This window comes from Acinetobacter sp. 70_2 (assembly GCF_056736115.1).
The window spans coordinates 313482-326936 of record NZ_JBWZIP010000013.1; the positions used below are offsets into that span (position 1 = coordinate 313482).

General features: G+C 40.5%; 14 protein-coding genes and 3 tRNA genes. 7 read left to right on the plus strand and 10 right to left on the minus strand.

The features are described from left to right. Positions 1 to 11: 11 nt before the first annotated feature. From rimP to tpiA, 6 genes are all read right to left on the minus strand, one after another. Positions 12 to 536, minus strand: a complete 525-nt coding sequence (rimP, locus tag AC1PJ9_RS07495) for a ribosome maturation factor RimP (protein ID WP_151283486.1) — start codon at positions 534 to 536, stop codon at positions 12 to 14. 215 nt (positions 537 to 751) lie between these two features. Beyond that, a tRNA-Met gene (locus tag AC1PJ9_RS07500) sits at positions 752 to 828 on the minus strand. An 89-nt stretch (positions 829 to 917) separates the two neighbouring features. Then, positions 918 to 994 (minus strand) — tRNA-Met (locus AC1PJ9_RS07505). A gap of 38 nt (positions 995 to 1032) precedes the next feature. After that, a tRNA-Leu gene (locus AC1PJ9_RS07510) sits at positions 1033 to 1117 on the minus strand. A gap of 56 nt (positions 1118 to 1173) precedes the next feature. Further along, positions 1174 to 1503, minus strand: a complete 330-nt coding sequence (gene secG, locus AC1PJ9_RS07515) for a preprotein translocase subunit SecG (RefSeq protein WP_002156913.1) — start codon at positions 1501 to 1503, stop codon at positions 1174 to 1176. A gap of 12 nt (positions 1504 to 1515) precedes the next feature. After that, entirely contained in the window at positions 1516 to 2310 is a 795-nt protein-coding gene (gene tpiA, locus AC1PJ9_RS07520; protein WP_311087010.1) for a triose-phosphate isomerase, read from the minus strand. 290 nt (positions 2311 to 2600) lie between these two features. On the opposite strand from tpiA, the gene pilB reads away from it, so the two are divergent. The 4 genes from pilB to coaE are packed head-to-tail and all read left to right on the plus strand — an operon-like array spanning position 2601 to position 7025. After that, positions 2601 to 4313, plus strand: coding sequence for a type IV-A pilus assembly ATPase PilB (gene pilB / locus AC1PJ9_RS07525; protein ID WP_263612802.1), 1713 nt, complete (start codon positions 2601 to 2603; stop codon positions 4311 to 4313). A gap of 27 nt (positions 4314 to 4340) precedes the next feature. After that, positions 4341 to 5567, plus strand: a complete 1227-nt coding sequence (locus AC1PJ9_RS07530; RefSeq protein ID WP_263612801.1) for a type II secretion system F family protein — start codon at positions 4341 to 4343, stop codon at positions 5565 to 5567. Continuing rightward, complete coding sequence (locus AC1PJ9_RS07535; RefSeq protein WP_263612800.1) at positions 5567 to 6427, plus strand: prepilin peptidase; 861 nt, start codon at positions 5567 to 5569, stop codon at positions 6425 to 6427. Before AC1PJ9_RS07530 ends, AC1PJ9_RS07535 begins: the two co-directional genes overlap by 1 nt. A 1-nt stretch (position 6428) precedes the next feature. Continuing rightward, positions 6429 to 7025: a dephospho-CoA kinase gene (gene coaE / locus AC1PJ9_RS07540; protein WP_263612799.1), complete on the plus strand. Its 597-nt coding sequence runs from the start codon at positions 6429 to 6431 to the stop codon at positions 7023 to 7025. Here the strand turns inward: coaE and AC1PJ9_RS07545 are convergent. The 4 genes from AC1PJ9_RS07545 to AC1PJ9_RS07560 form a co-directional block, all read right to left on the minus strand. Then, positions 7022 to 7936: a DMT family transporter gene (locus tag AC1PJ9_RS07545; RefSeq protein ID WP_263612798.1), complete on the minus strand. Its 915-nt coding sequence runs from the start codon at positions 7934 to 7936 to the stop codon at positions 7022 to 7024. The genes coaE and AC1PJ9_RS07545 overlap by 4 nt on opposite strands. 35 nt (positions 7937 to 7971) lie before the next feature. After that, positions 7972 to 8721: a 23S rRNA (guanosine(2251)-2'-O)-methyltransferase RlmB gene (rlmB, locus tag AC1PJ9_RS07550; RefSeq protein WP_263612797.1), complete on the minus strand. Its 750-nt coding sequence runs from the start codon at positions 8719 to 8721 to the stop codon at positions 7972 to 7974. Between the two features lie 101 nt (positions 8722 to 8822). Further along, positions 8823 to 9149: a pyrimidine/purine nucleoside phosphorylase gene (gene ppnP, locus AC1PJ9_RS07555; protein ID WP_000099685.1), complete on the minus strand. Its 327-nt coding sequence runs from the start codon at positions 9147 to 9149 to the stop codon at positions 8823 to 8825. A 76-nt stretch (positions 9150 to 9225) separates the two neighbouring features. After that, the gene (locus tag AC1PJ9_RS07560; protein WP_311087011.1) at positions 9226 to 10536 is read right to left on the minus strand and encodes a tetratricopeptide repeat protein; all 1311 of its coding nucleotides are present in this window, start codon (positions 10534 to 10536) and stop codon (positions 9226 to 9228) included. A gap of 114 nt (positions 10537 to 10650) precedes the next feature. Between AC1PJ9_RS07560 and recN the strand changes: the two genes are divergently transcribed. The 3 genes from recN to ruvX all read left to right on the plus strand — a co-directional run bounded on the left by recN (position 10651) and on the right by ruvX (position 13438). Next, on the plus strand, positions 10651 to 12318 hold the full coding sequence (gene recN / locus AC1PJ9_RS07565; protein WP_311087012.1) for a DNA repair protein RecN: 1668 nt from the start codon (positions 10651 to 10653) through the stop codon (positions 12316 to 12318). Between the two features lie 125 nt (positions 12319 to 12443). Then, positions 12444 to 12998 carry a YqgE/AlgH family protein gene (locus AC1PJ9_RS07570; RefSeq protein ID WP_001979301.1) on the plus strand — a complete coding sequence of 185 codons (555 nt, stop codon included), beginning with the start codon at positions 12444 to 12446 and terminating at the stop codon, positions 12996 to 12998. Further along, on the plus strand, positions 12998 to 13438 hold the full coding sequence (gene ruvX, locus AC1PJ9_RS07575; RefSeq protein WP_000127528.1) for a Holliday junction resolvase RuvX: 441 nt from the start codon (positions 12998 to 13000) through the stop codon (positions 13436 to 13438). Before AC1PJ9_RS07570 ends, ruvX begins: the two co-directional genes overlap by 1 nt. Positions 13439 to 13455: the final 17 nt, after the last annotated feature.

Below are 13455 nucleotides of genomic sequence, written 5' to 3' on the forward strand. Positions count from 1 at the left end.
TTTAAATAAATTTAATCTTGATAGATCAAGTTTGCTTTATCGATATTGTTGCTGTCGATATCAAGCACATGCTTTCCTTCAACTTCAACCTGAATCTCTTCATTTTCAAGGTCTACAGCAAGGAGTTTTGCTTGAAATTTACGGCGATTTTCTACTGCTGCAATTAAACGCAAAGCAACTTGTTGTCCAATGTAACTTTGCAATTGTTCGAGTTGAAAAAATGGGCGATCCCAACCTGGTGAAGAAACTTCTAAAGAATACTCACCTGAAATCGGATCATGAACATCCAACATCGCGCCGACTTGTTGTGTAACTCGCACACAATCTTGTACGCCAATACCACGACCTTGTTCTACTTCACCATCTTCATTAATCACTGGTTCAGCATTTTCATCAACCGGTCTATCGATATAAATACGCAATAATGAACGTTTACCTTGTGGAAGGAATTCGATTCCCCACAAGTCAACACCACATGCCTGCACTGCTGGAGCAATCATGTCATACAATGCTTGGGATTTATTTGATAATTTCATTTACTCTCGTCATTCTCGTGCGATTCAATCGGTTGTTTTAACCGACACAGACCTACTATAGTGAAGCATGACTATTTGACCAATTGATGTCGACACTACACGATAGCGATACGATAACCAATAAAAAAGGGCGTTAATCGCCCCTATGTAGCACAGAAAACAATAGTCCACTGTGCAAAAAGGCCCACCTGTCTGTGAGCCTCTTTCAAGAAACTTGGTAGCGGGAGCTGGATTTGAACCAACGACCTTCGGGTTATGAGCCCGACGAGCTACCAGACTGCTCCATCCCGCATCAACGTGCAAAAATTATATACAAATATCGAAAAAAGTCAATGTAAACTTATCCAATATTCGCTTGATTAAGTTGCACCTTAATCAAATTGGTAGCGGGAGCTGGATTTGAACCAACGACCTTCGGGTTATGAGCCCGACGAGCTACCAGACTGCTCCATCCCGCATCAATAAACTGCTTGCACTCAACTTTCTGGTTCAAAGTTGGTGCGGAAGGGGGGACTTGAACCCCCACGCCCGAAGGCACTACCACCTCAAGGTAGCGTGTCTACCAATTCCACCACCACCGCAGCTTGTGGGACGCATTCTAGTCCTTCCAACTGCAAAAGGAAAGCCCTATTTCGAATTATTGACCCGTTTTTGGTGCATTTGGTGAAGTTTCAGGCGATGTTGTTTGAGCTGGTGCTGTTGTTTGTACAGTTTTCAAGCTATATGCTTCCGTCGTCTGTTTTTTCGCAAAAACAGCGAGAGTTAAACTCGTTACAAAGAACAATGCAGTTAAAACAGCAGTCAGGCGTGTAAGGAAGTTACCCGAACCCGATGCACCAAATACAGTTGCTGCACCGCCACCACCAAAAGAAGCACCAGCATCTGCGCCTTTACCATGTTGCACTAAAATCAATGCAATCATCAGTACAGCTAAAATAATATGTACAACAAGTACAAAAGAGTGCATACCCTATCCTCGTTATTTGCTTTGCGCGAAGGCTTGTACAATTTGATAAAAAGATGCTGCATTTAATGAAGCACCGCCGACCAACGCCCCATTAATGTCTAGACATGCAGCCAATTCAACAGCATTTTCAGCTTTTACACTACCACCATATAAAATAGCAATATCTGAACCTGCTGAAGTAAGCTGACATAAGCCTTCACGAATTTTAGCGTGCATCGCTTGTGCATCTTGTGGAGAAGCTGTTTTACCTGTACCAATTGCCCAAATAGGTTCATAAGCAATCACGACTTGGTTTTGCCATTGTTCAGCAGTAACCACAGGTGCAATATCGCAAATTTGCTGTAAAACAACTTGCTCTGCCTGACCTTGCTCACGCTGTTCAAGACTTTCACCCACACAATAAATGACAGTCAAACCCGCATTTAATGCATTTTGGAGTTTCGCTTTCAAAATTTCAACGTTGTCGCCAAAAATATCACGGCGTTCAGAGTGTCCGACCAGTACGAAATTAATTTGACTATCTTTTAATAATTCTGCACTAACTTCGCCCGTATAAGCACCTGTACCTGCAACACGCGATACATCTTGCGCAACCGCATATACTGTTCTTGCAGCATCCTGCAATTGCGCCTGTACTGTTGTAAGTGCAATAGAAACAGGGGCAACGCCCACATGGCAGCTTTCATCTGCAATTTGGTTTTGTTGCAATAATTGTTTAAATTCTTCTATAAGTTGGTTGGCGTTAGCACGCATTGGATTCATTTTCCAGTTGCCAACTACCCAAGGCGTAATCGTCGAACCCGACATACTGCTCACCTTTCATCAAAAATGCAGCACATTCTACACGCATTTATACAAATTTCAGATACTTTTCTTTAATGGGATTACTTATATCTTTTCTACTCTTTGAAATTAAAAAAAACTTTATAAGGACTCAAACTTAAACATTTTAAAAATTAATCTATAAAAACTTCGACTGGTTCAAGCTTTAACAGTCTGAGTAGGACTAGAGCAACATTTTATAAGGTAGTAATTTTACATAACAAAAGTATAATTTTTCATATACCAATTATAAACACATTAGCATAGGCAGGCAGATGTCAGCATTACATACATCTCCAAAATTTACGGGGTTTTTTCGGCGTTTAGTCGAAGAAAAGCATGTGTCGGCAGCGACCATGCAAAATGCATTAGATGCAGCAAAGAGAGCTAAGCAGGATACAGTCGCATATTTAATTGAAGAGGTTCATCTCTCCCCTTCTTTATTGGCTGAAACAATCTCTGCTGAGTTTGCTGAACCATATTTTGATCTTGATGTATATGACACATCTCAGATTCCTAAAGATCTGGTCGATCAAAAACTGATTTTAAAACATCGAATTTTGCCCCTTATTCAAAGAGGGCAAATTTTATATGTCGCGACCAGCAATCCAAGCAATATTGAAGCGATTGATGCGATCCGTTTTAACAGCAAACTGATGGTTGAGCCTGTCATTGTCGAGCACCATAAACTAGAAAAAGTTTTAGGTCAGCATTTTGCAGAAGAAAGCAGCTTTGACTTTAATGATGAAGAGTTTGATCTTGATGTCAGTCTTGATGGCCCTACCACTCAAGAGGATGAAGAAGAAACGCCACAAGGTGATGAAGCACCTATTGTTAAATATATTAATAAGTTGCTCATTGATGCCATTCGTATGGGTGCTTCAGATTTACATTTTGAACCGTATGAAAAGTCATATCGGGTACGTTATCGTGTCGATGGTGTGTTACGTCAAATTGCCAATCCACCTTTACAGCTTGCGAACCGTTTGGCATCACGTTTAAAAGTAATGTCTCAAATGGACATTTCCGAAAAACGTGTTCCACAAGATGGTCGTATCAAACTCAAACTATCAAAGACCAAAGCAATTGATTTCCGTGTGAACTCTCTTCCGACCTTATTTGGTGAAAAGTTAGTTCTTCGTATTCTTGACCCATCAAGTGCAATGCTGGGAATTGACGCATTAGGATACGAAGAAGAACAAAAAGCTTTATTTATGGAAGCTTTAGATAAACCACAGGGCATGCTTTTAATCACAGGTCCAACAGGTTCTGGTAAAACTGTATCTTTATATACAGGTTTGAATATTTTAAATACTGAAAGTTCTAATATTTCTACTGCCGAAGATCCAGTGGAGATCAATCTTGAAGGTATTAATCAGGTTAACGTGAACCCAAAAGTAGGTCTCACTTTTGCTGCCGCGCTTAAATCTTTTTTACGTCAAGACCCTGACATTATTATGGTGGGTGAGATTCGTGACTTGGAAACAGCAGAAATCGCAATTAAAGCTGCACAAACGGGACACATGGTGATGTCGACGCTACATACCAACAGTGCTCCAGAAACACTAACCCGTCTACGCAATATGGGGGTTCCCTCTTTCAATATTGCAACATCAGTAAACTTAGTTATTGCCCAGCGTTTAGCGCGACGTCTTTGCTCTCAGTGCAAAATACCTGCTGATATTCCTAAACAAAGCCTATTAGAAATGGGTTTTACTGAACAAGACTTAGCACATCCAGACTTTTGCGTTTTTCAACCGGTAGGTTGTTCTGAATGTCGTGAAGGCTATAAAGGCCGTGTCGGTATTTATGAAGTAATGAAAGTTACACCTGAAATTTCCAAGATTATTATGGAAGATGGCAATGCTTTAGAAATCGCGGCTGCTTCTGAAAAACTGGGGTTTAATAATCTACGTCGTTCAGGTTTAAAAAAGGTAATGCAAGGTGTGACCTCTCTACAAGAAGTTAACCGTGTGACCAGTGAATAAGACATTATTTAAAATAAGGATAATCTAATGGCTGTCAAAAAGGCACAAATGATGCCGACTTTTGCTTATGAAGGGGTTGACCGTAAGGGCGTAAAAATTAAGGGGGAACTTCCAGCTAAAAATATGGCTTTAGCTAAAGTGACCTTACGTAAACAAGGGGTTACTGTTCGAACCATACGTGAGAAACGTAAAAATATTCTTGAAGGTTTATTCAAGAAAAAAGTAACAACACTTGATATTACGATTTTCACTCGACAACTTGCGACCATGATGAAAGCCGGTGTACCACTAGTACAAGGCTTTGAAATTGTCGCTGAAGGTTTGGAAAACCCAGCTATGCGTGAGGTAGTACTTGGTATTAAAGGTGAAGTTGAAGGTGGAAGTACCTTTGCTTCCGCTTTAAGAAAGTATCCTCAACATTTTGATAACTTGTTTTGTTCACTTGTAGAGTCAGGTGAACAATCAGGTGCACTTGAAACTATGCTGGACCGTGTGGCGATTTACAAAGAAAAAAGTGAATTGCTCAAGCAGAAAATCAAGAAAGCAATGAAATACCCAGCAACAGTTATTGTAGTAGCGATTGTGGTGACTATTATTTTGATGGTTAAAGTCGTACCCGTTTTTCAGGATCTATTTTCTTCATTTGGAGCAGAATTACCAGCATTCACACAAATGGTCGTGAATATGTCGAAATGGATGCAAGAATATTGGTTCATCATGATTATTGCATTTGGCGCAATTATTGTCGCTTTTCTAGAAGCAAAAAAACGTAGTAAAAAGTTCCGTGATGGCTTGGATAAATTAACGCTTAAATTACCTATTTTTGGAGACTTGGTCTATAAAGCAATTATTGCCCGTTATAGCCGTACGCTTGCCACAACATTTGCAGCCGGGGTTCCACTCATTGATGCGCTTGAGTCGACTGCTGGTGCAACCAATAATGTCATCTATGAAAAAGCCGTTATGAAAATTCGTGAAGATGTCGCAACGGGTCAACAGCTTCAGTTTGCTATGCGGGTCTCTAATCGTTTTCCTTCTATGGCTATACAAATGGTGGCAATTGGTGAAGAATCGGGTGCACTAGACAGCATGCTCGATAAAGTTGCCACTTATTATGAAAATGAAGTGGATAATGCCGTTGATGGTTTAACTTCTATGATGGAACCTTTAATTATGGCAATTTTAGGAGTACTTGTAGGCGGTCTAGTAATTGCTATGTATCTTCCAATTTTCCAAATGGGCTCAGTTGTATAATGCAAGAAATCATTGCTTATTTTATTCAAAACTTAACTGCTCTTTATATTGCTGTTGCACTCGTGAGCCTATGTATTGGTAGCTTTCTAAATGTAGTGATTTATCGCACTCCAAAGATGATGGAGCAAGACTGGCAGCAAGAATGTCAAATGCTCCTCAATCCAGAACAACCGATTATTGACCATGAAAAACTGACATTAAGCAAACCTGCTTCCTCATGCCCCTCATGTCATCAACAGATTCCTTGGTATCAAAATATTCCTGTCATAAGCTGGTTAATGCTAAGAGGAAAATGTGGACACTGTCAGCACCCGATCAGCATTCGCTATCCAGCGATTGAACTACTCACCATGCTATGTTCACTGGTGGTGGTTATGGTGTTTGGCCCAACCGTACAAATGCTTTTCGGCCTAGTCCTCACATGGATACTAATTGCCCTCACCTTTATTGACTTTGATACACAACTTTTGCCTGATCGCTTTACCCTACCTTTAGCTGCCCTTGGCTTAGGTATTAATACCTTTAATATTTATACCTCACCCAACTCGGCCATTTGGGGCTACCTTATCGGCTTTCTATGTCTTTGGATTGTCTATTACCTCTTTAAAGTGATTACTGGCAAAGAAGGTATGGGTTACGGCGACTTTAAGTTACTTGCAGCCTTAGGTGCATGGATGGGACCATTGATGCTGCCATTAATTGTGTTATTGTCATCGTTACTTGGCGCAATCATTGGCATCATTTTATTAAAATTAAGAAATGACAATCAGCCTTTTGCTTTTGGGCCATATATTGCCATTGCTGGTTGGGTTGCCTTTTTATGGGGTGATCAGATTATGAAAATTTATTTGGGAGGTTAAGATGGCTTTTATTCTGGGAATCACAGGTGGAATTGGCAGTGGAAAATCTGCTGCAACACAATGGTTTGAGTCTCAAGGAATCCAAGTCGTCGATGCCGACATTGTTGCGCGTGAAGTAGTTGAAAAAGGCCAGCCTGCTCTTCAAAAAATTCAACAAACTTTTGGAGACTGGGTACTTCAACCCGATGGTAGTTTAGACCGCCGCGCCTTACGTGAATATATTTTCCAAAATCCAGAAGCGCGCCACACACTTGAACAAATTACCCATCCTGCAATCCGTCAATCTATTATTCAACAGCTACAAAATCCCAAAAGTCCCTATGTGATTTTAGTTTCACCACTTCTTTTTGAAACCAACCAGCATGAATTGGTTAATCACACCTTATTAGTTGATGCGAGCGAACAAACTCAAATTCAGCGTGCAAGCCAGCGAGATGGGCAAAACCAAGAACAAATTCAGAAAATTATTGCCGCACAAATGCCACGCGAGCGTAAACGCGAACTTGCTAATGACATTGTGTTTAATGACGGATTACTCGAACATTTATATCAGCAATTAGAGCCTTTACATCAAAGCTATTTGAAGCGCACAAACTAATTTTGCTTATTTTGCTGCTTAATTTTTTGTGTCAGGCTATCTTGTCTAAACCAACGCCAAGGCTGTAAAGCACCTATTCCCATGCCGACTAAGCCCACCACAATTGATGGGCTTAATGACTCGCCAAGTAAAGGTACAGCTAAAATAGCGGCAATAAACGGCGCCAAAGTCACAATACTTCCCGTTTTAAAAGCACCTAGTCGCTGAATGGCAGCAACATAAGTCAAAGTTGCGATAATAACGACAAATACACCGTGGAAAATGCCCTGTATCGCTAAATGAACAGGACTAACTTCCATGAAATGCTTTGGTAAAAATAAAGCATAGATGGGTAAGTAAATAATTGCAGACCAAATCGCAACACTTGCCATAGAGTGCCATGCAGAAAGTTTCCACTGTTTAAGTAATACAGTGAAAATACCCCACCAAACCGCACTGATAAATAGAAGTAAATCACCTACGCCAAAAGCAGAAGCATTACCTTGCAGCATCAAAACACTCATGAGAGCCAAGGCAGTGATCATAATTGCCAGACTCACCCATGTATGCTTATCAAATGGTTGTCTAAATAAAATATAGGCAGCTATAGCTGTGCAGATAGGGATACAACCATTTAAAAAAATGGCAGCATGTGCAGCAGGAGCATAGAGAAACGCGGTGTAGACGGTAAGACAATAAATGACTCCGCCAATCAATGCCAAAATAACCGCATGCTTACTCCATAAAAAAGCGAGATCTTTTTTATAAATTAAGATAGGCATTAAAATTAGGAAGGCTATAGCAAAGCGCAATGCTGCAATATCCCAAGCACTGATGTGCCACTGTGCATTTAAACGGGCAAAAAGCGTAAACCCGCCCCAAATGCACATGGTTACCAATACAAAGAAATACCCTTGCTTACGGGGAGACATACTAAGACTGCTTACACACTAGAAAGGCAGCTCTATTATATCTCAGAACGCTGACGGCAGGCCTCATAAAGTGCCATACCTGTTGCCACGCTTACGTTTAGACTCTGCAAGTTTCCAGACATTGGAATATAAACTTTATGATCACACTGTGCCTGAGTGATTGGACGCAAACCCGTATCTTCAGCTCCCATCACGATCACGACTGGACCAGAGAAATCACATTTTTGAATTGGTAATGCACTTTCATCAAGCATGGTGCCAATCACACGGGTATGAGTGGTTTCTTTAAGATGGGCTAATGTACGCGCTAAGTTTGTTACTTGAATGAACTTAACTTTTTCGGCCCCACCCGCTGCAACTTTACGAGCAGTTGGGGTTAAACTTGCTGAACGATCACGAGGCACTATCACGGCCTGAACACCCATTGCAGCGGCTGTACGAATACAAGCGCCTAAGTTATGTGGATCGGTCACCTGATCTAATGCCAGTAATAAAGCATCTGGAGTTTCAGCCATGATCTGATCTAGATCTTTTTCATTTAAAATTGGGTGCGGACGTACTGCTGCCACTACGCCTTGGTGAAATGGCAAGCCCGCAAGCTTTTCGAGGCTATCACGACTTGCTTTTTGTACACTAATTCCAAAAGGCTCAGCCAATTGCAGAATCTTCTGCAAACGCTGATCGTCGCGCCCTTTCAATGTAAACAAGGTCAGCACGCGCTCCGGCTCAAGTTCTAACAATGACTCCACTGAGTGAACGCCATAATAATATTCCGGTTTTGCCATGCATGACCTCTAACAACGTTTGAGCAAAAAATAAAAATCCTGTAAAGCCGACTTCACAGGATTTCTTTGGGCATAGTGTACCCGATTTAAACAGTAATTTCTTAGCCTTCTAAGTGGCAAACATAATCGAGTACTTCATCAGTCTCGATTTTGAAAACGCTATTACCTGGTACATAAAATGATTGACCAGCACGGAACAATTCACTTTCATTGCTGTCTGCAATTTTAACGCGACATTCACCTGAAATAATTTCCATACGCTCAGGAACGTGTGTTTCAAATGTTAAAGGCTGCTCAGTCGGCAAAATAACACCTAATGTTTTTTTCGTTCCATCTTCAAATTGCACGGTATGGCTGATACATGCTCCACCAAAATAAACATTTGATTTTTTGATGACCGTTACATGATCAAATTGGGTTGAACTCATGCACACTCTCCAGATAATGCCGCATTTATATAAATTATGATGAATGTAGTTTAATTGTGCCTAAATAACTAATCAATCAGTTTTCATATGGATAGACTTGTAATTTCCACTGCTGTAACTGAATTTTTTTAGCAAAAGCGTGGGGTAAATTTACTTCAATATTTCGACTCTTCGACACTATTGCATCATATCTGCAAACTTCATCGTGATTTTCATCGAGTAAAACCCAATAAACTTTCTCTGCTGTTAGGTGAGTAACAGCAGTTGTAACCACTGGTGAACCATTATCCATGCCAACATGAAAATTGTCTGGGTCATTTTGCATTGAAGCTGACTCATAAACTGGAAAATCGGCACTATTTTCATCAAATTGCTGGCTATCATGTACAAGCACACTTTGTTTTAAAGTCGGCCAAATACAATAACGTAGATAATGTTGATCTATGACTCGATTGTCCGGATACCTTCCAGTGGCAACATAATCTCTGATATGTGCTTCAATATTATGAAAAATACCTGAGCATCCACCCCACATACCCGCCAAAATCAATTCAGTATGAGAATAACTATCTCTCATTAAATGAAACCACGCATCACTTTTGAGCCATGCATCTACAGCCGCCTTTTCGCGGTGCGACACAATTGAATCGGCATCACGTATTAGAAAGCGTTTAATTGTAGGATCATCCATCACAAAAAAGCGCCAAAACAGTCCAGATAGTTGTTTTTGAGAATCTGTAACTTGGATGACTTGCGCGCCCTTTTCTTTTAATCGCTGTTGTACCAGCACTGGTACAGTATCATCGACATAAAATCGACACGTCCATTCTGGATAAATCTGTTTAGCTAGCTGAGTATTTAAAATAGAGGTTTCACAATAGCGAGGATTTGCCCCAAATAATGAGAAGGCAATAATATTTTCTTCAGGGTTTGTACTAAATGCTGGTGGTGCATGATCTGGAATCGATAAAACAGGTTCGCTCTTCGCTAGCTCTTTTTTTGTTGTAATTGCTAAGCGCCCAAATTTGATTGTTTCTTCTTTTTTATTTAAATGATGACAAACCTCTGTGAGTCCATCATATAAGTTTGTATTAACGTTAGAACCACTTGCTTTAATGGCTTGCATATAATGTTGATATGCATCTTCATAACGGCGTAACCGCAGCTCAGTATAAGCTAAATCAGATAATGCTCCCGGATGCTGTGGTACTAGATTTACCGCTTTTTTTACATGCTGATAAGCTTTGGCATAATCGCCTTGTGCAGCAGCCTGTTTAAATGCATTAAAATGCTGATTTAAAATTTTATTCATTTCAGCAGGATTAATTTTTTTATGGCGGTTCATCATTCCTATGGGTGCTTTCGGTAAGCTTAATGTTTTTTTCATTGTAAAGATCCGCAATCTTGCTGTTCTATTATTTCAGTTAGAATAATAGATCACTTGTAGCAAATTCAAAACTTCTCTATCTTTAACCCATAATTTGGCGCGTTGGATGCGTTTATGCTCACACATTTAACTTTAATCAATTTTGCATTAGCTGATCATTTAGCTATTGATATAGAACAAGGATTTAATGTTCTAACAGGTGAGACAGGTGCCGGAAAATCATTATTACTGGATGCACTTTCTGCCTGCTTAGGGGAACGTACAGATACAAATTATGTCCGCTATGGTTCAGACAAAGCGGATATCACCGCTGTTTTTACTTATCAGGACAATAGCCCAGAAGCAAAATGGCTACAAGACCATGAGCTAGATGATGACTCTGGGGAAATTCATTTACGTCGTGTTATTTTTGCAACTGGTCGCAGTAAAGCTTGGGTTAATGGACGTCCGAGCAGCCTCTCTGAGCTTAAAGAATTAGGTCGTTTATTGGTTCAATTATATAGCCAGCACAGCCAACAACAGCTACTTGAGCCACCTTATCCAAAGCATTGGTTAGACCGTTATAACAATTTTTATGTAGAAGCAAACGATGTTCGTGAGGCCTATAGCACATGGCAACGCACAATTCGTTTACACCAAGCAGCTTTAGATGCTCAAGCAACCCGTCTACAACGTATTGCGACTTTAGAGCTACAAATCGAAGAGCTTGAAGAAATCATTCAAACTGATTACAAAGAAATCGAGCAAGAGTTCGACCGCCTCAGTCATCATGAACATATCATGCAAGATTGTAGCTATAGCCTGAATGCGCTTGATGAAGCTGAGCAAAACATTACTCAAGAAATGTCATCGATCATTCGCCGTCTAGAATCTCATGCGGGGCGTAGTGAACAGCTTTCTGAAATTTATAATTCTTTACTCAATGCTCAAAGTGAAATTGATGATGCCACATCAAATTTACGTCAGTTTATTGACCGTCAGAGCTTTGACCCTGAACGGATGGAAGAACTGAATTCCAAATTGGAAGTTTTCCATCGTCTAGCACGTAAATATCGTACTCAGCCAGAGACACTTAAAGAAGAATATGAAACTTGGCAAAATGAGCTTGAACAGTTACATCAGCTTGAAGACCCAGAAACTCTGGCAGAGCAAGTAGAAAAGTCACACCAAGAATTTTTAGAAAAAGCCCATCATTTAGACAATATTCGTCGTGAAGCTGCTATCCCACTTGCAAAACAATTAACTGAACAAGTGAAACCTTTAGCGCTACCTGAGGCTCACTTTGAGTTTAAGTTTGAACCATTAGAACAGCCAAGTTCGGAAGGTCTAAGCTTCATTCAACTTTTATTTACTGCCAACAAAGGCATACCACCACAACCATTGGCACGAGTGGCATCTGGTGGTGAGCTTTCACGTATTGCACTTGTTATGCAAGTGATGAATGCTGAAAAGACTGAGGCAGAAGTTTTGGTATTTGACGAGATTGATGTCGGGATTAGTGGTGGTACAGCTGAAGTGGTTGGACGTTTACTTGCTGACTTGGCTCAACATGTCCAACTGCTATGTATTACTCACCAAGCACAGGTCGCTGCACAATCTGATCAACATTTGTTAGTTAAAAAGCAACAAACTGATCCGGCAAGCAGTACCATTGTACAACTCGATGAAAATCAGATTATTTTTGAGTTGGCACGTATGTCGGGCGGTGTTGAAATTAATGAAACAACCTTGCAGCACGCAAAACAATTACGCCAACTTAAATTTCAGGCTTCTTCAAATTAATAAAGAAAATGAGAGAAAAAGATTGGCGAAATCCGATTAACTCTTGTATGTTGATAAAAAGAACCTATATAGATAAAAGGGTCGAGAGACCCTATAGCGACATTTTTTGAGGGAGAACCGCTTAGGTGACCAAACAATATATGACTCACCGTTGTCTGATTGCCCCGCCAGAAATGGCAGATGACTTTTTTGCAAATACTGTAATTTATCTTGCCCGCCATGACGAAGAAGGTGCTCAAGGTATTATTATCAATCGCCCTGCTGGTATCCAAATTAAAGAACTACTCAATGATTTAGACATTGATGCAGACAATGTAAATCCGCATGAGGTTTTACAAGGTGGTCCTTTACGCCCAGAAGCTGGCTTTGTTCTTCATACTGGCCAACCAACATGGCACTCTTCCATTGCTGTGGGTGAAAATGTCTGTATTACCACCAGTAAAGATATTCTCGATGCAATCGCTCATAACGAAGGTGTTGGGCGTTACCAAATTGCCCTCGGTTATGCGAGTTGGGGTAAAAATCAATTAGAAGATGAAATCGCTCGTGGTGATTGGCTTATCTGTGATGCCGACATGGATCTGATTTTCAACTTGCCGTATGACGACCGTTGGGATGCAGCCTATAAAAAAATTGGTGTAGATCGTACATGGCTGGCTTCTGAAATCGGACACGCTTAATGACTGCAACACAATCAAAATCAATTATGGCTTTTGACTTTGGCACTCAAAAAATGGGAATGGCGATCGGTCAATCTGCAATTGAAAGTGCTAACCCACTGCCGTTATTTGTGATGAAAGATGGAATTCCCAATTGGGACCAGCTTTTAAAAATTGTAAAAGAGTGGCAGCCGGATTTGTTTATTGTTGGTCTTCCATTAAATATGGATGATAGCGAGTCAGAACTTTCTACACGTGCCCGCAAATTTGCAAGACGTTTACGCCATCAAACCAATATTGAAACGTGGATGGTAGATGAGCGACTCACTACACGTGAAGCAAGAGAAGAGCTGGGCTTTTACCAAGAACAAGGCCGTGCAAAGAAGTTATCAGCAGATAGTTTTGCCGCAGCTTTGCTGATTCAAAGCTGGTATCGCAATCCTGTTGGCTTAACGCCATAAAATAAAAAAGCATGTTT

What these genes read in the sequence shown, in the direction of transcription:
- rimP (WP_151283486.1), bottom strand. Translation starts at nt 536, where the DNA reads ATGAAATTATCAAATAAATCCCAAGCATTGTATGACATGATTGCTCCA.
- secG (WP_002156913.1), bottom strand. Translation starts at nt 1,503, where the DNA reads ATGCACTCTTTTGTACTTGTTGTACATATTATTTTAGCTGTACTGATG.
- tpiA (WP_311087010.1), bottom strand. Translation starts at nt 2,310, where the DNA reads ATGTCGGGTTCGACGATTACGCCTTGGGTAGTTGGCAACTGGAAAATG.
- pilB (WP_263612802.1), top strand. Translation starts at nt 2,601, where the DNA reads ATGTCAGCATTACATACATCTCCAAAATTTACGGGGTTTTTTCGGCGT.
- AC1PJ9_RS07530 (WP_263612801.1), top strand. Translation starts at nt 4,341, where the DNA reads ATGGCTGTCAAAAAGGCACAAATGATGCCGACTTTTGCTTATGAAGGG.
- AC1PJ9_RS07535 (WP_263612800.1), top strand. Translation starts at nt 5,567, where the DNA reads ATGCAAGAAATCATTGCTTATTTTATTCAAAACTTAACTGCTCTTTAT.
- coaE (WP_263612799.1), top strand. Translation starts at nt 6,429, where the DNA reads ATGGCTTTTATTCTGGGAATCACAGGTGGAATTGGCAGTGGAAAATCT.
- AC1PJ9_RS07545 (WP_263612798.1), bottom strand. Translation starts at nt 7,936, where the DNA reads ATGTCTCCCCGTAAGCAAGGGTATTTCTTTGTATTGGTAACCATGTGC.
- rlmB (WP_263612797.1), bottom strand. Translation starts at nt 8,721, where the DNA reads ATGGCAAAACCGGAATATTATTATGGCGTTCACTCAGTGGAGTCATTG.
- ppnP (WP_000099685.1), bottom strand. Translation starts at nt 9,149, where the DNA reads ATGAGTTCAACCCAATTTGATCATGTAACGGTCATCAAAAAATCAAAT.
- AC1PJ9_RS07560 (WP_311087011.1), bottom strand. Translation starts at nt 10,536, where the DNA reads ATGAAAAAAACATTAAGCTTACCGAAAGCACCCATAGGAATGATGAAC.
- recN (WP_311087012.1), top strand. Translation starts at nt 10,651, where the DNA reads ATGCTCACACATTTAACTTTAATCAATTTTGCATTAGCTGATCATTTA.
- ruvX (WP_000127528.1), top strand. Translation starts at nt 12,998, where the DNA reads ATGACTGCAACACAATCAAAATCAATTATGGCTTTTGACTTTGGCACT.